Here is a 19,779-nt window from a genome sequence, read left to right as displayed (position 1 = left end):
CGCCGAGCGATTGGCGCCGCCAGGCGCCTTGGCGGTGGCCGCCAAGGCGCCTGGCCGATGACCGCCCAGCGCCGCTTCGCGGCGAATCGCTCCGCAGAGCGTAGCTCCCACAGCGCCGATTCCAGCAACTCAGGAAAGCTCGCGGTACTCCTTCTCGAAACGCTTGGCCTGCTTCTTGGAAACCCCGCCCAGCACCTCGATGGCGTGGCGCAGGCGCGCCCGGGTCATGTCGGAGCCGAGGATCGCCATGGCGTCCATCACCGAGGTACTCGACGACGAGCCGGTGATGGCGATGAACACCGGCGCCAGGAAGGCCTTCATCTTCAACTCGAAGTGCTCGGCGAGTGCCTTGACCTCGGCGAGCAGCGCCACCTTGTGCCAGGCCGGCACGACCTCGAAGCGCCACACCAGGAACTGCAACAGCTTCAGCAGCTCCTCGCGGCCGAGCTTGACGTCGTCGAAGCTCTCCTCCTCGATCGCCGGCAGGCCGGAAAAGAAGTGGCCGGCCAGGGGCACCACCTGGGAGAGGGTCTCCACCCGCGGGCGCACCTGGGGCAGGATCTCCCGCACGTACTCCTCGTTGAAGGCCCACTTCATCAGCGCCTCGAGGAAGGCGTCGTCGTCGAGCTCCTCGCGGATATAGACGCCGTTGAGCCAGGTCAGCTTCTCCAGGTCGAACACCGGCCCGCCCAGCGACACTCGCTGGATGTCGAAGTGCGCCATCATCTCGTCGAGGCTGAACTTCTCGCGCTCGTCGGGCATCGACCAGCCCATGCGGCCCAGGTAGTTGATCACTGCCTGGGGCAGGAAGCCCATGCGCCGGTAGTAGTTGATGGAGGTCGGGTTCTTGCGCTTGGAGAGCTTCGACTTGTCGGGGTTGCGCAGCAGCGGCATATGGCAGAGCTCCGGCATCTCCCAGCCGAAGTACTCGTAGAGCAGCTGGTGCTTGGGTGCCGAGTTGATCCACTCCTCGCCGCGCAGCACGTGGGTGATGCCCATCAGGTGGTCGTCGACCACGTTGGCCAGGTGATAGGTGGGCATGCCGTCGGACTTGAGCAGTACCTGGGCGTCGACCTGGGCCCAGTCCACCTCGATGGAGCCGCGCAGCATATCCCGGATCACGCAGGTGCCGTCGCTGGGCACCTTCATCCGCACCACGTGGGGCCACCCCTCCTTCTCGCGGCGGGCCACCTCCTCGGCGGGCAGCGCCAGGTCGGCGGGCTTGAGCGCCAGCTGCATGCCGGCGGCCTTGCGCACCTCGCGCAGCTCGTCGAGCTCTTCCGCGGTGCGGTAGCACTTGAAGGCATGGCCCGATTCGATCAACTGACGGGCATACTCGCCGTAGATGTCAGCGCGTTCGCTCTGGCGGTAGGGTCCGTGGGGGCCGCCGACGTCGGGACCCTCGTCCCACTCCAGCCCCAGCCAGCGCAGCGAATCGAGGATCATCTGCTCGGATTCGGCGGTGGAGCGCACGCGGTCGGTATCCTCGATGCGCAGGATGAACTGGCCGCCATGCTGGCGCGCGAAGCAGAGGTTGAACAGGGCGATATAGGCGGTGCCCACGTGGGGATCGCCGGTGGGTGACGGCGCGATACGGGTGCGTATGGTCATGTCGGCCTTGGTCCTGGCAATGGAAATGACCCCTGCGGACAGGGCAATGGCCGCATTATACGCACCTGGCCCGCGCCCGGCAGCCGTGTGTCGCGGGAATCATTCTTCCCCGGCGTGGTCCATGCCTGAGTCTCCCGTCAACCGCGGCATCACCGTCCGGCACACAAGGAGTACCTCCCCGCCTTGCGACTCAAGACCCTGAAAGGCAGTCTGACGGGGCGCTATCCAGCGCCCTTCGTCGGCTCTCGGCTCGCATCGGCGCCAACGGTGACCGTCATTCCGGCTGACCAGCCACTCCGGCGTGCCAGCGCGGTGGCCACGGCCATGCCGAGGAAGACGCGAGCATGCCCCGGGCTGCTGCAGCGCATCGGCGGCACCGGGATGCCGAATAGCGTTGATGCGCGGTATTGCACAGCCGTGAGTGATCGCTGATGATCGCTGATCCCATTAATCATCGACAGGATGGAGAAATGGATTCACTAGGCCCTCGTATCAAGGAACTTCGGCTGGAGGCCAACCTCAACAAGGCAGCTCTTGCCCGCAGGGTCGGTGTATCCGACGTCACGATTTCCTACTGGGAATCCGGCGCCATCAAGCAGATCGGCCACGAACGGCTGGTCGCCCTGGCCCAGGCGCTCGGCTGCCCCCTGTCGCGGTTGATCGAGAGTGACGAGCGGGGCCGCGCCGCGCCCCTCTATCTGCGTCGCCTGCCACCGGCCCCTTGGCAGGATCCCGGCGCACGCGCCATCGAGCTGCCCTTCGAACTGGTGCCGGCGCAACGCTGGGAGGGGGAGTGCTACCTGGTGACCCCGGCCCCCGGCGAGCCGTTCGACTTCCTCGCCCAGGGCGACCTGGTGGCCATCGCGCCCACCGAGGTGTTCCGCCAACCCGGGCTCTACCTGGTCGAACTGGCCGGTGCCCAGAGTGTGCGCCGCGTCAGCCAGGGCCCCACCGGCGAGCTGCAGTTCGAGCGCCAGGCCAGCGACGAGATCACGCCCTACACCCCCGATTGCCGACTGCTCGGCAAGCTGGTGGCCCGCTGGCAGGCCAGCCCGCTCTGACGCCCCCGGCCAAGCCCCCTAGATGGGACTTACTCGATACCCAGCACCTCGACCTGGTCGGTGGTACGGCGCGGCTCGCTGCCGACCAGGAAGCGGCGCGAACTGCTCGCCACCTGGCCCAGCCCGTGCCGCGACGTGCTGACTAGCGGCCCGCTCAGGTGCTCGCCCTGCTCGCCGATGCGTTGCCTCACCGCCAGGGGCTGCACATTGGCTACGGGCAGGTTCACGGTGATGCGATAGCCGCCATCCGGTAACCCGCTGCCGGGACCGAAGGGACCCGCGGCGAAGTGCCCCTCCTCCAGGCTGGTACGCGACTGCCAGCGCACGCCACTGGCCTCGCGCTCCACCACGATCAGCAGGCGGGCCGAATCGGGCAGGTTGCTCTCGCCCTCGACCATCAACCGTCGATCGCTGCGCAGCGTGGCCACGAAGTCGATCTCCACCGGTTCACTGAAGGGCTCCACCCGCGGCTCGGGCTCGGGCGCCGGCTCCTCCATGGCCATCTCTTCGCTCGCCTCCTCGGTCGACTCGGGGTCTTTCGTTCCGTTCTCGTTCCCCCCGCAACCCGCAAGCAGCAGCAGGGCCACCAGCCCCATGCTGGACAGTCGACACCACGCCTTCATGCACGCCCTCCAGCCCTGTTGATGGACCCTCAGCCTACCACCGCGCCTCCGCCCCCGTCCCGTCCGGGTCGGCGATGGCACCCGGCATCACGTGGCCAGCGACGAGAAACCGACCATCGACGGGACACCGGTCGCGCGATGCACGGGCCACTCGGTGAGGCTTGCGTGGCGGCTCAGCGGGACTCGGCACAGGCCCGGCACAGCGTGGTGAAGGGTAGCGCCTCGAGCCGCGCCGGCGTGATCGGCTCCTCGCACACCTCACAGACATCCCCCTCCCCCGCCTCGATCCGCGCCAGAGCATGCATCACCTGGCGCAGCTCTGCCTCGGCCTCGTTCTCCAGGGAATCGATCACGTCGTCGTTCTGCACCTCGACGGCCTGCTCCTCCATGTCCTTGTCCAGCGGGCCCTCCCGATGCTCCTTGTGCCCCCGGTAGCGTTCCAGCCGGTCGATCAGCTCATCGCGCAGTGCCTCCAGTTCCACCTTCCGATCCGCCATAAGAACACCTCGTGCAGGTCGCGGAATCAAGGGCGGTGTCACCGCCCTCCCCCTATTTCATAGCATACGCCAACCGATGGCGATGCCATCATGGATCCCTCCCGGGGGCCGCAAGGCACGAGCAGCCGGGCCGGGCTGGCCGAGAGCCTGACCCGCCACCGATTCAGTCGTCCCTGTGCGCCAGGCTCATCAGGTAAAGGGCGGCCGCCAGGGCCAACACCGAGAGCGCCAGGTAGATCGCATCCAGTGGCGTCTGGAAGCGAATATCGACCACCGCCCGGAAGAACTCGATGATCACGGCCAGGATCACCACCCGCGCAATCTTGTCCTTCAACTGATCGAAGGACTGCACATTGAACGGGTGCTTCGGCGCATGCTCCTCGGCCTGCTCGATCGGCGACACGAACAGCCGATAGACACCCAGGCCAAAGATCAGCAGCACGATGGCGATCAGGTAGATGTCGATCGCCATGATGATGTTCGGCACCACCGTGTCGTGGATGTCCGCTCCGACGCCCAGCAGATAGTAGGCGGTGGCCCCCAGCAGGATCTTGAAGATGTCGATGGTGCCGATGATGAACAGCACCAGCGCCCCGATCAGGCTGGGCAGGACCGCCAGCATGACCAGGAACCGTGAGTTCCACAGGAACCGCTCGAACGCCCTTTCCCCTCTCCCTTGCCGCCCTCCGCGAGGCGGTTCATCCTGGTGCTGCGGTTCGACTGGCATGGCATTCCCCCGATGGCCGTGATCGATGGCAGGGCAGTTCCCTGATCTCCACCTCTCCATACTGCCAAAAAGTCACGCGCCCCCCTAACGGCAGCGACGAGCTCGCGGCGCTTGGCCCATTCCTCTGCCATCGCCTTCCTGGGGAACGTCCGCGATTCTGAGTGGTCTGGTTGCCCACGGCGGGCGATGCGGATCTGGGCCAGGTATGAGAAACTGCCGTCCTTTTTCCGACGCTTCCTGATCGTCGCCACGCGAATCCTCCCGATGTACCAAATTGCCACGGCCCCGTGTGCCAAAAATGTACCAACGAGTGGCGAAAAACGAGGCTAAACCACTGTAAACATGTACAGTTATGACAGATAAGGCAACCGCCACAACCCGCATGGATACTGGCACCACGCGCCCCGCGCTGGACAGGACTTTCTCCATCGCGCCCATGATGGACTGGACCACGAGAGACTACAGAGTCTTCGCCAGGACCCTGACCCGGCGTGCGCTGCTCTATACCGAGATGGTGACCACCGGCGCCATCCTGCACGGCAGCCCGCGCAGCCGATTTCTCGGCCATGACGAGGTAGAGCATCCCCTGGCACTGCAGCTGGGCGGCAGCGATGCCGGCGAGCTCGCCGAGTGTGCGGCCATCGCCGAGGAGTGGGGCTACGACGAGGTGAACCTCAACGTCGGCTGCCCCAGCGACCGGGTGCAGAACAACCTGATCGGGGCTTGCCTGATGGGCCACCCGGGGAAGGTCGCGGCGGCGGTGCGCGCCATGCGCGAGGCGGTGTCGATTCCGGTGACGGTGAAATGCCGCATCGGCATCGACGACCAGGACGAGGACGCCGACCTCGAGCGCTTCATTTCCCAGGTGGCGGATGCCGGCTGCGAGGTATTCATCGTCCACGCCCGCAAGGCCTGGCTGCAGGGGCTCTCGCCCAAGGAGAACCGCGATATCCCGCCGCTCAACTATCCGCGCGTGCATCGCCTGAAGCAGGGCCGGCCGGAGCTGCATATCGGCATCAACGGCGGAATCAGGACGCTGGACGAGTGCCGCGGGCAGCTCGAGCACGTCGACAGCGTGATGGTCGGTCGCGAGGCCTACCAGAACCCCTGGCTGCTGGCCGGCATCGACCAGGCGCTCTACGGCGAGCCGGGCCCGGCGGCCAGCCGCCATGACGCGGCGCGCGCCCTGCGCCCCTATATCGCCCGGCGGCTCGAGGAAGGCGCCAAGCTCAACCACATCACCCGCCACCTGCTCGGCCTGTTCCAGGGTCAGCCGGGGGGCAGGCGTTTCCGCCGCCACCTCTCCGAGAACGGCCACCTGGACGGCGCCTGCCTGCGGGTCTTCGACGATGCCCTCGGCCTGGTGCCCGAGCGCGAACCGGCCCCCGAGACCGCCTGAGGCTCAGTAGAGCGAATCGGGCGGCGGTTCCAGGCTCGACTGAAAGCTCTCCACGGCACTCTCCGCCTCCTCGATGGCATCGAAGCGGGCCACATGGAACAGCGCCTCGCCCTCGTTGGCCAGCGGCAGCCGGCTCATGCCGATGACGATGCCGTCGGCCATCGACTTCACCTCACCCTCGGCGTTGCCGAAGGGATCGGCCACCTTGCCCAGCACCTCGCCCTTGGCCACCCGTGCCCCCAGGCGCACCTGGGGCCGCAGGATGCCGTCGATGGGTGCCCGCGCCCAGCTGGAGCCGTTGGCCAGCTCCGCCGCCGGGGGCGGGCGACGGCGGTGTTCACCGGTCAGCATGCCGATCCGCCGCATCACCCGCAGCACGCCACGCACCCCCGGGGCGATCGCCCACTCGTCGAAGCGCAGCGCCTCGCCGGCCTCATAGGTGAGCACCGGAATGCCGCGATTCTGGGCATAGTGGCGCAGGCTGCCCTCGCGCAGCTCGGCATTGAGGATCACCGGCGCGCCGAAGGCGCTGGCCATGCGCTCCGTCTCGCTGCCCGGGCTCAGTTGGGCGCGGATCTGCGGCAGGTTGGTGCGGTGAATGGCCCCGGTGTGCAGGTCGATGATATGGGTGGCGTGATCGACGATCTGCTCGCGGAACAGCGCCGCCACCCGCCCGCCCAGCGAGCCCGACTCGCTGCCGGGGAAACAGCGGTTGAGGTCGCGCCGGTCGGGCAGGTAGCGGCTGTGCTGCACGAAGCCGAAGACGTTGACGATGGGGGCGGCGATCAGGGTCCCGCGCACGCTCTGCAACTGCCGCGAGCGCAGCAGCCGCCGCACGATCTCGACGCTGTTGATCTCGTCGCCGTGGATGCCGCCGCAGACCAGCAGCACCGGGCCGTGCTGTCGGCCATGCACCACTTCCACCGGGATGTGCAGCGGCGCATGGGTGTAGAGCCGGGCGACGGGCACGTCGATCTGGGTACGCGAGCCCGCCGCCACCCGGACGCCAGCGAGTTCGAAGGGAGCACGAGCCATGGAACCATCCTTGCGTGACAACAACGCTGTTCTTCGTACTTTCCTTATACGCTCACGGTCACCGCAAGACGAGCCCCTCAATCCATACATTCATGAATGTAAAACCCCGCCGACTCGGGTAGAATACGGCTATCCCGTCATCTTCGGAGATCCCTCCCCCCATGGCCAGACGCACCAAGGCCGAGGCCGCTGCCACCCGGGAAGCCCTGCTCGACGCCGCCGAGGAAGTCTTCCTGGAGAAGGGCGTGGCCCGCACTTCCCTGGAACAGATCGCCCGTCATGCCGACATGACCCGGGGTGCCATCTACTGGCACTTCCGCAACAAGGCCGACCTCTTCCAGGCCATGCTGCAGCGCGTGCGCATGCCCTTCCAGGAACTGGTCGAGGAGATCGGCGACCCGAGCCTCGTCGAGCGTCCCCTCGAGGCGATCCGCCTGGCCTGCCTGAAGGGTTTCGAACGCCTCGAACAGCCCCGCTACCGGCGCGTGCATGCCATTCTCATCCACCACTGCGAGGTCTTCGGCGATATCGACCCGCTGGCCATGCAGACCGAGATGGCCGAGGAGGCGTGCGGGGCACTGATCGACTATTTCGGCTGTGCGGCCCGCCTGGGCCACCTGCGTCCGGACCTGAGCCCCGAGGTGGCCGCCGAACTGCTGCAGGCCATGCTCGGCGGCCTCTTCCACGACTGGCTGCGCAACCACGAGAGCTACTCCCTGCGGGAGCGCGGCACGGTGCTGCTGGACACCCAGCTGGACCTGATGCGCGCCTCGCCCTCAGGGTGAGGCTGCCGGCCCGCCGTTGCGCGCCCCACCCTTCTTGCGTTTCTGTTGCAGGCGCAGCCGGCTGAGCCGGGTACGGGCATCCAGGTACTCGCGTTCGGCCACGCTGCGGTAGGCCCCTTCTCCCGGCAGGTACTTGACCAGCACCCGGCGCTCTCCGGCCCGTGGCAGGGCGCCCGGCTTGCCGTGGAGGCGGACATCGCACGCCGGGTCGTCGATGACCCCCGCCGTGGTGCACTCGTCGCTGCCCGGCGCCTCCTTCACCACCACCGTCTCGCCGAGCAGGCAGCGGCGCGGCGAGTGGCGATGGAACCAGCGATGCAGCCCGTGGCAGAGCGATGCGGCCAGCGGGGAGGCGAGCGCGAAGGCCCCCCACAGCACCACCGCCCCTACCGGTATCCGGAACAGCCCCAGCGGCAGCCAGCGCAGCACGAGGAGTTCTACTGTCAAGGTGATGCCACCCGCCAGCACCAGCAACACCGTCAACGCGAACGACGCCGGCACGCCGGCAAAGCCCAAGGTGACCAGGGTGCTGGCCAGGTGATCGCCCTTGAGGCTATCGTGCTCGAAGAGTTCCACCGGTGCCAGGCGTATCGCCACCAGCAACCAGTAGAGGGCCACCAGGGGCAGCAGAACGCTGAATACCACCAGCGGAAAGCTCAGGGCAATCTGACGAACGACTTCCATGGCGCGCTTCTCCTGCCACCCCAGTCTCGGAGGACGGGGCCGACAAAGGGGTTGTCTCCCTCAGCGTAGACCACCCTCCGCCGGGATCGGCCCGGCACCGTGCCGATCGGCCGGGACCGTCCTGGTGGCGACAGGCCGAAAAAAGGGCACCACCCCGCCTGGAGTGGTGCCCTATCGCCGGAGGCGACACGCGATCAGCGCTGATCGCTCTCCAGTGCCGGCGGGTGCTCGGAGGCCTCCTGGCTGCCCAGCTTGCGCCTCAGCCAGTCGGTGACATGGGCGATCATCGTGTAGAAGGTCGGCACGAAGAAGCTGCCCAGTATCGCCACCGAGGCCATGCCCATCGCCACCGTGGTGCCGATATGGTGGCTGCTGGTGTCGCTGGCACCGGTGGCCAGGGCCAGCGGCAGGGTACCGAAGATGAACGCCAGCGACGTCATGACGATCGGCCGAAAGCGCAGCTCCGCGGCGGTCACCGCCGCCTCACGGATCGACTTGCCGAGCTCCCTGCGCTGGAGCTCGGCGAATTCCACGATCAGGATGGCGTTCTTGGCCGCCAGGCCCACCACCACCAACATGCCGATCTGCACATAGACGCTGGTATCCAGGCCGCGCACGACGATGCCGCCGATGCCCCCCAGGAAGGCGAAGGGAGTCGCCGTGAGCACCGCCAGCGGCAGCGACCAGCTCTCGTACTGGGCCGCCAGGATCAGGAACACCATCAGCAGGCCGAAGACAATGGCCAGCGTCGCGGTGCTGCCCATGTTGCTCTCCTGATAGGCCGTGCCGGTCCACCCCATGCCCCAGCCGCCACCCAGGGTCTCATCGACGATCCCCTCCATGGCGGCGATGGCCTCGCCAGAGCTGTAGCCTTCGGCGGGTCCGCCCTGGAACTGCGCGCCCAGATAGACGCCGAAGCGTGACACCACTGCCGGCTTGGCCTGGCGCTCCAGGGCCACGAACTCAGTCAGCGGAATCCGCTCGCCGTCCCCCCCACGCACATAGACATTGGCGATATCGTCGGGCGTCTTGCGAAACTCGTCCTCGTTCTGCAGGTAGACCTGGAAGTTGCGGTTCTGGTAGCTGAAGTAGTTGACGAAGCCGTTGCCAAAGGTATTCGCCAGAGTGGCGTTGAGATCCTCGAGCTTCACGCCATAGCTCAGCGCCTTCTGCTGGTCGATCTCGGCCCGGTAGCCCGGCACGTTGACGTTGAAGGTGGTGAACACCCGCTGAAGCGCCGGGTGCTCGCCCGCCGCCTGCATCACCTGCAGCGAGGCCTGGAAGAGCTCCTGGGGGTTCGCCCCCTCGAAGGACTGCAGGTAGCCGGTGAAGCCGCCCGTGGTGGAGAGTCCCATGATCGGCGGCATGTTGAAGGCCATGGCCGAGCCGCCGGGAACCTGGGCGCCCAGCTGCATGATCCTGCCCACCAGCTCGCCGGCCGTCAGGTCGCGATCTTCCCAGGGGGCCATGTTGATGAACATCACGCCCCGCGCGGTGTTCACCGCGCTGGAAAGGATATCGTAGCCGGCGACCGCCGCCACGTAGCTGACCCCCGGGATCTCCTCGATACGCGAGCTCAGCTCGCCCATGTAGCCCTGGGTGCGCGCCAGGGAGGCCGAGTCCGGCAGCTGCACGCTGGCCAGCACGATGCCCTGGTCAGTCTCCGGCACCAGGGTCGAGGGCGTTATCTGGTAGAGCCACCAGGCGCCACCGATCACCAGGGCGGTGAGCAGCAGCGCCAGGCCCCAGAAGCGCACCAGCGCCTTGACCACCCACATGTAGACGGCGGTGATGGCGGCGAAGAGGCGATCGAAGAGACGCAGCGGGGTATGGATGGCCCGCTTCAGCTTCGACTCGCCCATCGGCGGCTTGTGCTTGATGAAGATCGCCGAGAGCGCCGGGGTGAAGGTCAGCGCCATCAGCGCCGAGAAGGCCACCGAGATCGCCACGGTGAGGGCGAACTGTTGGTAGATCTGGCCGGTGAAGCCCCCCAGGAAGGCCACCGGCACGAAGACCGCGGCCATGATCAGCGAGGTGGCGATGACCGGCCCCCCCACCTCCTTCATGGCCCGGATGGTGGCATCCCACACCGATATCGATTCGTCCTCGCTGAGCACCCGCTCGACGTTCTCCACCACCAGGATGGCGTCATCCACCACGATGCCGATGGAGAGCACCAGGGCGAACAGCGTCAGCAGGTTGATGGAGAAACCGAAGGCGAAGAAACCGGCGAAGGTGGCCAGCACGGAAACCGGTACCACCGACATGGCGATCACCGTGAAGCGCCAGTTCTGCAGGAAGATGAACAGGATGACACCGACGATCAGGAAGGCCTCGATGAACACCTTGGTCACGGTGTTGACGGACGCATCGATGAACAGGGTGGTGTCGTAGGGCACTACCTGCTCGAGCCCCGGGGGGAAACGCCCCTCCAGCTCGGCCATGGTCGCCTTGACCGCCTCGGCCGTCTCCAGGGCGTTGGCCCCGGGCTGCTGGTTGATGATGATCGGCGTCATGGAGGCGCCGTTCAGACGAGCATCCACCCCGTAGAAGGAGGCCCCCAGTTCGATGCGCGCCACGTCGTCAAGACGCAGCGACGAACCATCCGGGTTGGTGCGCAGGAAGATGTCGCGGAAGTCGTCGACATTCGAGAGTCGCCCGCCCGCGGTGATGGTGTAGCTGAAGGCCCGCGGCTCGCTCTGGGGCGTGGCGGCCAGGCTGCCCGCCGGCACCTCGGTGTTCTGGGCGCGAATGGCGGCGGCCACCTCGGTGGGCGTCAGGTCATACTGGGCCAGCTTGTCCGGGTCCATCCAGATGCGCATGGCGAAATCGCCGCCCCCGAGCACCTCGGCATTGCCGACGCCAGGCACCTGGCGCAGCTCGTCGAGGACATTGAGCGTCGCGTAGTTCTGCATGAAGGTGCGGTTGTAGTCACCCTCCGGCGAAATCAGCGCCACCAGCATCAGGATCGAACTCGATTGCAGCTCCACGGTAACGCCCTGGGCCTGCACCGCCTCGGGCAGCTGGGAGAGCGCCCCCTGCACCCGGTTATTGACGTTGATGGTGTTGATGTCGCCATCGGTGCCGATATTGAACGCCACCTCGAGACTCATCGAGCCGTTGTCGGCGCTCGTCGAGGTCATGTAGAGCATGTTCTCGACGCCATTGATCGCCTCGGCAAGCGGCGCCGCTACCGTCTGGGCCACCGTCTCGGCGTCGGCCCCGGGAAAGCTGGCCTGAACGGAGACCGTTGGCGGTACCACGCTGGGGTATTGCTCGATGGGCAACACGCGCATGCTCATCACGCCGACGACCGTCAGGATGATCGCCAGTACCGTGGCGAAGATCGGTCGCGCGATGAAGAAATTGGAAAACTTCATGACTCCCCTTCTCCATCATCCGCGTCCGGGGCTACCCCTTCCTCCCTGGCGGCGGCCGTTTCCGGGCGTTCCTCTTGCTGCTCTTGCGCCTCGGCCTGCTCGACGTCCGCGACGATCTCACCGGCCTCCCCCGCGAACGGTTTCGGCTCGATGGGTGTGCCGGGCTCGATACCGGACGGATCGCCGACTATCACCCGCTCGCCGGTTTCCAGGCCGTCGCGAATGATCTGCCACGGACCGGCCACTTCCCCCAAGTCCACGGTGCGGGCACGGGCCACGTCGTCGTCATCCAGCACGAACACCTGTGGGCCCATCAGCCCCTGGGTCACGGCGATCTCGGGCACCGCCAGCACAGCGAAGCGCTTCAGCCCCACGATGCGCACGCGCGCGAACTGGCCGGGCAGCACCCGGGCCCCGGGGTTGGCGAAGGTGGCGGAAGCCTGCACGGTGCTGGTGCCCTCGTCGACCCGTGAGCCCAGGAAATCCAGGTGGCCTTGCAGTTGCCCGGCGTCGCTGCCGGCCAGGCCCGGGACCTCGAGGCTGGCGCCGATATCGGTGAGGGACTGGTCCTCGAGCTGGCGACGCAGCTCGAACGCATCGCGCTGGGGCAACTGGAAGCGCACCTCCAGCGGGTCCAGCGGAGTGATGGTGGCGAGCTCGGTACCGGCGTTGACCAGGTTGCCCACGTTGATCCGGCTCAGGCCGATCATGCCGGAGACCGGAGCCGTCACCTCGGCATAGCCGAGATCGATATTGGCGCTGGTCAAGGCGGCTTCCGCCTGGGCGACACGGGCCTGGGCGACACCCAGATCGGCTCGCGCCTGGTCAACCTGCTGGCGGCTCACCGAGTTCTGGTTCAGCAGCCGCTCGAAGCGCTCGGCGTCCCGCTGGGCGCGGGCGAGCTCGGCGCGGGCGCTCTGCAGGTCGGCCTGGCGCTGATTGACCACGGCCTGATAGAAATCCGGCTCGATGGTGTAGAGCTTCTGCCCCTCGTTTACCAACTGGCCGGGTTCGAAGTGCCGCTCCTCGAGGAAGCCGGTCACCCGGGCCACCAGGGTGACCTCGTCATCGCTGCGCAGCAACGAGGGATAGGACTTGTCCAGCGGGATATCCTGCCGGGCCATCTCCACTACCTCCACTGACCGCGGAGGCCGCTCCTGGCCGCCGGCCACCTGCTGCTGTGGTGCCTCGTCCTGACCACAAGCCGCCAGCAACAGGCCCGCGGCCAGCACCAGCAGGACGGTCCGGCCACTACGGATCATCGTTCTCATGACTTCTCTCAATCCCGTCGGGTACTGCGGATAAGTGGGCGAACCTTACATCCATACGTGTATGGATGTAAACGTTAGGCGACTAGTGACCGACCTCAGGGACGCGGCGGTTCGCCGATCTCCATGGCCTCGTCATAGCCATCGCTCTCTTCCGGCAGAGTGAAGGAGACGTTGCCGCCGTCCAGCCAGTCATTCAGCGCTTCCATGGCCGGGACATCCAGGGTGCCCGACTGCTGGCGCAGGCTGAGCAGGTTGATCACGTAATCGAAGCGCGCCTCGGCATGGTCGGCGATGGCGTTGGAGAGGTCCTGCTCGGCATTCAGCACGTCGACGATATTGCGCGTGCCCACTTCATGGCCCGCCCGGGTAGCATCCAGCGCACTCTCGCTGGAGACGATCGCCTGGGCCCGGGCCTCCACTGTCGAGACATCGTTGCTGACCTGGGTGAAGAGCGAGCGAACCTGCTGGATGGTGTCGCGACGCTGATCCTCGAAATCGTACTGGCTGGACTCCAGCAGGTAGGTATTCTGGCGGATGCTGGCGCTGGTGCGTCCCCCGGTATAGAGCGACATGCTGATGCCCACGCCAACCTGGCTGATGGAGGTCACACCCTGAATGCCTTCCCGGTCATCGTCGGCGTAGTTATAGTTGGCGAAGGCATCGACAGTCGGCAGGCGTTCCGCTCGGGCAATGTCGAGCCCGCTGCGCGAGACCTCGACACCGGCCTGGCTGGCCAACACCAGGGGGTTGTTGTTCACGGCCAGCTCCACCCAGTGGTCGCGACCGCGGGGGGTCGGTGGCTCGATGGGCATCTCGCCACTCAGGGCATCGATGCTCGCGTAGCGCTGGCCGGTCAGGCGCTCCAGTGCCTCGAACCTGACCTGCAGGTTGCTCTCTGCGACGATGCGATCCGCCCGTGCCTGGTCGAAGCTGGCCTGGGCCTCCTCCACCTCGGTGATGGCGATGAGCCCCACCTCGAACCTCTCCCGGGCCTGCTCCAGCTGGCGGCCGATGGCGCGTTCCTGGGCCCGCCGGGCCTCGAGGACTTCGTAGGCGCGCAGGATCTCGAAGTAGGCCGTGGCCACGTCGAGCAACACCTGCTGCTCGGTGGCTGCCAGCTGATAGGTCTGCTCGTCGATCTGGCGCTCGGCCTGCGCCAGCTCACGGCGGTTGCGCGCATCGAAGAGGGCTTGTGAGGCCTCCAGCGTCAGGCTCACGCTGTTGTAGCGATCATCGGCTGTAAAGCGATCCGCACCGCCCCCGGTCGTTTCGGCCACCTGGCTCTCGTACTGCTGCGAGTGGGCCGCGTTGCCACGTACGTCGACCTGGGGCAGCAGGTCGGCACGCTCGACGTCCCGGCCCGCCTCCACACTGCCGAACTGGGAACGTGCCGACGCCAGCTCGGCATTGTTGTCCAGGGCATCGCGAGTGATGGTCAACAGGTCGGCCGCCTGCAGCGGCGCTGCGAAGGCCGACGCGATCAGCGCCGGCAACAAGGCCCGGCGGGACAGCCGCCTGCCGGTTCGACGTGAGTGACGGGGGGGGCGAAAACGCATCATCGGCTCATCCTTGATCTGGAGCGAGAACATACATACATTCTCGCATGTTTTTATGACGAATCAATCGCACCGCGACCTCAAAATGTGGAACTTTTCCGTAACGCCGAAAAGTCCGCTATGCTGCCATGCAGCATAGCCCTTCGAGGGAGGCAATGATGGATGCACTGGAGCTGGTCCGGGTGCGCGAGCTCGAGGTGGCGGTTCGCATCTGGCACCCTCGGGCACCGAGGACCCTGGTCGCCTGGCATGGCCTGGCACGCCATGGCGGCGACTTCGCCGGTCTGGCCCGCGAGCTCGGCCCCGGGTGGCGGATCCTGGCCCCGGACACCCCCGGGCGTGGACTGTCGAGCTGGTCGCTCTACCCCGCCCACGACTACCTCTATTCCCACTACATGACGGTGGCCGTGGCGGTGCTCGATCACTTCGGCCTCGAGCGGGTGCCTTGGGTGGGCACCTCCATGGGCGGCCTGCTGGGCATGCTGCTGGCCGCCGAGCCCGACACCGCCGGGCGCATCGAGCGCCTGGTGCTCAACGACGTGGGGCCCGAGCTCGACCCCGACGGCCTGGCCGAGCTGGCCACCTACTTCGGCGTACCCCACCGCTTCTGCCGTTTCGGCGACCTGGAGGCCGAACTGCGCCGCCACTATGTCGGTTTCGGCATCGAGGGCGACGATGCCTGGCGCCGCCTGGCGCTGGACAGCGCCCGCCGCCTGCCCGACGGCAGCTGGACCTACCACTACGATCCGCGCATCGGCGAGCAATTCGTCCATGACACCCCCCGCGACACCTGGGCCGACTGGCAGGCGATCCGCTGCCCGCTGATGGTGATCCGCGGCGAGACCTCGCCGCTGCTGCGCGCCGACAGCGTGGCGCGCATGGCCGAGGTCCATCCCGGCCTGGTCAGCCTCGAGGTACCCGGCTGCGGCCATGCCCCCATGCTCGATCGAGCGAGCCAGGTTGCCCCCATCGCCGACTTCCTTACCCGCCCCCGACGCGACCTGCTGCCGGCCGCCGACCGGCGCCACGACCGGCCCTGGTGGCAGCGCGGCATCGCCTGGCTGAAGGAATTTCGCGCCGACTGATCAGGCCGCCTCCAGCCGCGCCACCGTGCGCTCCACTCCGCTGCGGTAGGCACCGCCGAACAGCAGCAGGTGGTTGAGCAGCGGATAGAGTTGGAACAGCGCTTCCCGCCTCGGCCAGTCGGCCGGGGCGGCGCCGTTCCAGTAGGCCTCGAAGAAGGCCTCGCCCGGCGAGCCGAACAGCGTCAGCATCGCCAGGTCCACCTCCGGATAGTGACGGTACACCGCCGGATCGATGATCGCCGGCCCCTGCGGCGTGAAGAGCACATTGCCCGACCAGAGATCGCCGTGGACCAGGCTCGCCGGGGCGTCCGGCAGCCACCCTTCCAGGCCATGGGCGATGGCCTCGAGCCGAGAGCGCAGGCGGCCATCGAGCACCCCCCGCGCCCGGCAGGCCTCGACCAGTGGCAGCAGGCGCCGTTCGCGCTGGAAGGCCCGGCCATCGGCGAGGGGCGCATTGGGCTGGGGCGTGCTCCCGCAGGCGTTGTCCCGGGGCCAGCCGTGCTCGGAGCCGGTACGGGCATGCAGTTCGCGCAGTCCTTCGCCCAGGCGGGCCTCGTCGCCCGCGGCACGGGAGACCGCCTCCAGCGCCTCCATCACCAGCCAGCCCTCGCCCTGGGCCAGCACGACGGGCACGACCAGCCGGGTGCCGGCCGCGCGCAGCGCCTGCAGCCCCTCCGCCTCACCGGCCAGGCGTGCCGGCGCATCATGCTTGATCACTACCGCCCCCTGGGCGGTGGTCAGGCGGTAGACCGCGGCGATATCGCCGCCGCCCAGGGGGCGAAGCTCACCCTGCGGCGTCAGCCCATGACGCTCCAGCAGTTCCACGAGATCGGCTTGCATGCATTTTCTCCTTGGCCCGAGTGCCACAGACTCGCCACTCCCGGGGTCTAAATCAAGACACGCCGGCGCGGAGCCCCGACACCGGGTTGCCCGACGCGCGAGGGAACTCCCTGCATGCTCCCCGGCCGGCATCTACACTAGGCTCTGTACGAAAAGTGTCTGCGCTCGGCCATACGGCGTTAAAAATCAGCTCAAAGCACTCATTTACACTCCGTAAACTCCGACTTTCCGCTAATTTTTGCTTTGTGACCCACACGGATGTGGGAAATGCGTGGGCCCGTAGGGAACGGGCCTAGCCCTGACCATCGCTCGCCGACTTTTCAGACAGTGCCAAGTCGCCTCATCCCCGGCGTCACTGGGACGGAGGCAGGGCAAGCCGCGAGGTCACCGATGGCCCGACCCGACGAGACCCGGCGTGCACGACAAGCCGAGGCAATGCAGCACCGGCTGCTCGAGGTAATCGACGCCCTGGTGCGCGAGACGCGGCCCCACCGCGGCGCGGCCGGCCGACCGACGCTGGACGCGCGCCTGGACCGGGACCTCGGCCTCGACAGCATGGCCCGCTCGGAACTGCTGCTGCGCCTCGAGGACGCCTTCGGCACGAAGCTGCCCGAGACCGCCCTGATGGCGGACACCCCGGCGGCGCTGCTGGAGATCCTGCTGGCCACCCCGGGCACCGACCGCGAGACACCGCCCATCCCGGCCGCGGCGGACAGCGAGCCAGTGGAAGGCACTCCCGTCGCCGCCGACAGCCTCAACGCGGTGCTGGATTGGCACCTGGCACGCCACCCGGACCGTGTCCATCTTCACATCCATGGCAGCGATGACACGCCGCGGACGCTGAGCCACGCCGATCTCGCCCGGGGCGCGCAGGGCATCGCCGCGGCACTTCGCCAGCGCGGATCGCGACCAGGAGATCGCATCGCGCTGATGCTGCCCACCGAGCCGGACTACTTCATCGCCTTCTTCGGCATCCTGTGCGCCGGCGCCGTGCCGGTGCCCATCTATCCGCCCGCCCGGCCGGCCCAGCTGGAGGAGCACCTGCGGCGCCACGGGCGGATCCTGACCAGTGCCGGCGTGAGGGTACTGATCACGGTGCCCGAGGCGCGCCACGTAGCACGCCTGCTGCGCGCCGAGGCGCCGCGGCTGTCGGCCATCGTCACGGTGGCGGAGCTCGCCGGGCCGAGCGTTTCCGGAGGCGCGAACGCCGAGCCACCCGGAGCGTCGAGCCTGGCGCTGCTGCAGTACACCTCCGGCAGCACCGGCGACCCCAAGGGGGTCATGCTGACCCATGGCCAGTTGCTGGCGAACATCCGCGCCATGGGCGAGCGCCTGGAGGTGAGTTCCCGGGACGTCTTCGTCAGTTGGCTGCCGCTCTACCACGATATGGGCCTGATCGGCGCCTGGCTCGGCAGCCTCTACCACGCCATTCCGCTGGTGGTGATGTCGCCGCTCGCCTTCCTGGTCCGCCCGCTGCGCTGGCTCGAGCTGATCCATCACCACCGGGCCACCCTCTCCGGAGGCCCCAACTTCGGCTACGAGCTCTGCCTTCGCGCCCTGACGCCCGAGCGACTCCAGGGGCTGGACCTGAGCAGCTGGCGGGTCGCCTTCAACGGAGCGGAGCCGGTCAGCCCCCGCACCATGCAGCGCTTCGCCGAGGCCCTGGCGCCATGTGGCCTGGCCCCTGAAGCGCTGATGCCGGTCTACGGCCTGGCCGAGGCGGCGGTGGGGCTGTGCATCTCCCCGCCCGGCCGCGGCCTCGCGCTCGACCGGGTCGAGCACGAAACCTTCACGACACGGCAGGAGGCGCACCCGGCCCAAAGCCACGAAGCGGCCCTGACCTTCGTCAACTGCGGTCCACCACTGCCGGGCTACGCGATCCGCATCGTCGCCCGCGACGGCAGCGAGCTACCGGAGCGGCGCGAGGGCGACATCGAGTTCCGCGGCCCCTCGGCCACGGCGGGCTACTACGATAACCCGGAGGCCACCCGCGAGCTCTTCGACGGCGAGTGGCTGTGCACCGGCGACCGCGGTTACCTCGCCGACGGCGACCTCCATATCAGCGGCCGGGTCAAGGATGTGCTGGTGCGTGGCGGGCGCAACATCTACCCTTACGACCTCGAGGAAGCCATCGGCCGCATCGAAGGGATCAGGAAGGGGTGCGTGGCGGTGTTCGGCCAGCTCGACCCGGAAAGCGGCATCGAGGAGCTGGTCGTGGTGGCAGAGACCAACGTCGCAGGCCGAGCCCAGCGCGACAGGCTCACCCGGGCGATCCGCGAGGTCACGGTCGACATCGTCAATATCCCCGCCGATGTCATCCGGCTGGTGCCCCCCCACAGCGTGCTGAAGACCTCCAGCGGCAAGATTCGCCGTACGGCCACCGCCGCGCTCTACCGCAGTGGCCGCCTCGGCAAGCCCGGTGCGCCCGTCTGGCGCCAGACGCTCGGCCTGGCGATGGAGGCCGGTGTGCAGCGCACTCGGCTGCACCTGAGATGGCTCGGCGAGTGCCTCTATGCCGGCCATGCCTGGGGCGTCTTCGGCCTGGGTGTCGTCCTGGTAGGCGTGCTGGTGCTTCCCCTGCCGCGGCTTGCCTGGCGCTGGCGCGTCGCGCACCATGTCGCCCGCCTGGCCGCCATGCTCGCCGGCCTGCGCATCGAGCGGCATGGCGTGGACCGCCTGCCCCGACGGGCCCCCTGCGTGGTGGTGGCCAACCATTCCAGCTACCTGGACGCCCTGGTGCTGACGGCGACGCTGCCCCGCGGGTTTCGCTACCTGGCCAAGGCCGAGCTCCAGGCCCACGCCCTCCCCCGGCTGATGCTGACGCGCATGGGGGCACTGTTCATCGAGCGCTTCGACCCCCGCCAGGCCACCCGGGAAACGGACCACCTCATCGCGACCGTGGCCGGCGGCGATGCCCTGGCGGTCTTCCCCGAAGGGACCTTCCGCGCGGAGGCCGGTATCGATGACTTCCACATGGGCGCCTTCGTCACCGCCGCCCAGGCGGGGGTTTCCGTGGTGCCGGTGGCCCTGCAGGGCACCCGTGCCGTGCTGCGCGGTCGCGAATGGTTTCCACGACACGGCAGGGTGAGGGTCCATGTCGGCGAGGCGCTCCAGCCGACGACCGGTGGCTGGACGGAAGCGGTCAGGCTGCGCGACGCCGCCCGATCGTTCATCCTTGCCGAAAGCGGGGAGCCCGACCGCGGCGAGCGTTGACGACGCCCCCGC

The 19,779-nt window shown here is 67.8% G+C and carries 15 protein-coding genes; 5 read left to right on the top strand and 10 right to left on the bottom strand.

Translation table 11 applies throughout. The annotated features are described in order from the left end of the window. Nucleotides 1-129: 129 nt before the first annotated feature. Nucleotides 130-1,611, bottom strand: a complete 1,482-nt coding sequence (gene gltX / locus MKP05_RS05605) for a glutamate--tRNA ligase (RefSeq protein WP_240567400.1) — start codon at nucleotides 1,609-1,611, stop codon at nucleotides 130-132. Between the two features lie 470 nt (nucleotides 1,612-2,081). Here gltX and MKP05_RS05600 point away from each other — a divergent pair, with 470 nt between their 5' ends. Continuing rightward, nucleotides 2,082-2,672 carry a helix-turn-helix domain-containing protein gene (locus tag MKP05_RS05600; protein ID WP_181422036.1) on the top strand — a complete coding sequence of 197 codons (591 nt, stop codon included), beginning with the start codon at nucleotides 2,082-2,084 and terminating at the stop codon, nucleotides 2,670-2,672. 29 nt (nucleotides 2,673-2,701) lie between these two features. On the opposite strand, the gene MKP05_RS05595 is transcribed toward MKP05_RS05600, so the two are convergent. The 3 genes from MKP05_RS05595 to MKP05_RS05585 form a co-directional block, all read right to left on the bottom strand. Further along, nucleotides 2,702-3,295, bottom strand: a complete 594-nt coding sequence (locus MKP05_RS05595; protein WP_240567399.1) for a hypothetical protein — start codon at nucleotides 3,293-3,295, stop codon at nucleotides 2,702-2,704. A 173-nt stretch (nucleotides 3,296-3,468) separates the two neighbouring features. After that, the gene (locus MKP05_RS05590) at nucleotides 3,469-3,792 is read right to left on the bottom strand and encodes a TraR/DksA family transcriptional regulator (protein WP_110283586.1); all 324 of its coding nucleotides are present in this window, start codon (nucleotides 3,790-3,792) and stop codon (nucleotides 3,469-3,471) included. A gap of 163 nt (nucleotides 3,793-3,955) precedes the next feature. Continuing rightward, on the bottom strand, nucleotides 3,956-4,519 hold the full coding sequence (locus tag MKP05_RS05585; protein ID WP_276316528.1) for a YqhA family protein: 564 nt from the start codon (nucleotides 4,517-4,519) through the stop codon (nucleotides 3,956-3,958). A gap of 382 nt (nucleotides 4,520-4,901) precedes the next feature. On the opposite strand from MKP05_RS05585, the gene dusA reads away from it, so the two are divergent. Continuing rightward, the gene (gene dusA / locus MKP05_RS05580) at nucleotides 4,902-5,918 is read left to right on the top strand and encodes a tRNA dihydrouridine(20/20a) synthase DusA (RefSeq protein ID WP_240567397.1); all 1,017 of its coding nucleotides are present in this window, start codon (nucleotides 4,902-4,904) and stop codon (nucleotides 5,916-5,918) included. Between the two features lie 3 nt (nucleotides 5,919-5,921). On the opposite strand, the gene MKP05_RS05575 is transcribed toward dusA, so the two are convergent. Beyond that, nucleotides 5,922-6,953, bottom strand: coding sequence for a succinylglutamate desuccinylase/aspartoacylase family protein (locus MKP05_RS05575; RefSeq protein WP_240567396.1), 1,032 nt, complete (start codon nucleotides 6,951-6,953; stop codon nucleotides 5,922-5,924). Between the two features lie 161 nt (nucleotides 6,954-7,114). Here MKP05_RS05575 and MKP05_RS05570 point away from each other — a divergent pair, with 161 nt between their 5' ends. Then, nucleotides 7,115-7,738 (top strand): TetR family transcriptional regulator, encoded by a 624-nt coding sequence (locus MKP05_RS05570; protein ID WP_110283582.1) that lies wholly within the window; start codon nucleotides 7,115-7,117, stop codon nucleotides 7,736-7,738. Here MKP05_RS05570 and MKP05_RS05565 read toward each other — a convergent pair. From MKP05_RS05565 to MKP05_RS05550, 4 genes are all read right to left on the bottom strand, one after another. After that, nucleotides 7,730-8,422 (bottom strand): hypothetical protein, encoded by a 693-nt coding sequence (locus MKP05_RS05565; RefSeq protein ID WP_240567395.1) that lies wholly within the window; start codon nucleotides 8,420-8,422, stop codon nucleotides 7,730-7,732. The two genes, MKP05_RS05570 and MKP05_RS05565, sit on opposite strands and share 9 nt — an antisense overlap. A 194-nt stretch (nucleotides 8,423-8,616) precedes the next feature. Next, entirely contained in the window at nucleotides 8,617-11,802 is a 3,186-nt protein-coding gene (locus MKP05_RS05560; protein ID WP_240567394.1) for an efflux RND transporter permease subunit, read from the bottom strand. Further along, entirely contained in the window at nucleotides 11,799-13,073 is a 1,275-nt protein-coding gene (locus MKP05_RS05555; protein WP_110283579.1) for an efflux RND transporter periplasmic adaptor subunit, read from the bottom strand. The genes MKP05_RS05560 and MKP05_RS05555 overlap by 4 nt, the downstream gene beginning before the upstream one ends. Before the next feature lie 95 nt (nucleotides 13,074-13,168). Then, nucleotides 13,169-14,632, bottom strand: a complete 1,464-nt coding sequence (locus tag MKP05_RS05550) for a TolC family outer membrane protein (protein WP_240567393.1) — start codon at nucleotides 14,630-14,632, stop codon at nucleotides 13,169-13,171. 155 nt (nucleotides 14,633-14,787) lie between these two features. Here MKP05_RS05550 and MKP05_RS05545 point away from each other — a divergent pair, with 155 nt between their 5' ends. Further along, nucleotides 14,788-15,714 carry an alpha/beta fold hydrolase gene (locus tag MKP05_RS05545; RefSeq protein WP_240567462.1) on the top strand — a complete coding sequence of 309 codons (927 nt, stop codon included), beginning with the start codon at nucleotides 14,788-14,790 and terminating at the stop codon, nucleotides 15,712-15,714. On the opposite strand, the gene MKP05_RS05540 is transcribed toward MKP05_RS05545, so the two are convergent. Then, nucleotides 15,715-16,554, bottom strand: a complete 840-nt coding sequence (locus tag MKP05_RS05540; RefSeq protein ID WP_240567392.1) for a fructosamine kinase family protein — start codon at nucleotides 16,552-16,554, stop codon at nucleotides 15,715-15,717. It abuts the gene before it with no gap. A 390-nt stretch (nucleotides 16,555-16,944) separates the two neighbouring features. Between MKP05_RS05540 and MKP05_RS05535 the strand changes: the two genes are divergently transcribed. After that, entirely contained in the window at nucleotides 16,945-19,767 is a 2,823-nt protein-coding gene (locus tag MKP05_RS05535) for an AMP-binding protein (RefSeq protein WP_240567391.1), read from the top strand. The last annotated feature ends 12 nt before the right edge of the window (nucleotides 19,768-19,779 follow it).

This window comes from Halomonas flagellata (assembly GCF_022487945.1).
In the GTDB taxonomy this organism is placed as follows: domain Bacteria; phylum Pseudomonadota; class Gammaproteobacteria; order Pseudomonadales; family Halomonadaceae; genus Halomonas; species Halomonas flagellata.
The sequence above is the reverse complement of the archived record's forward strand: the minus strand, read 5'-3'. Positions and strand labels throughout refer to the sequence as shown.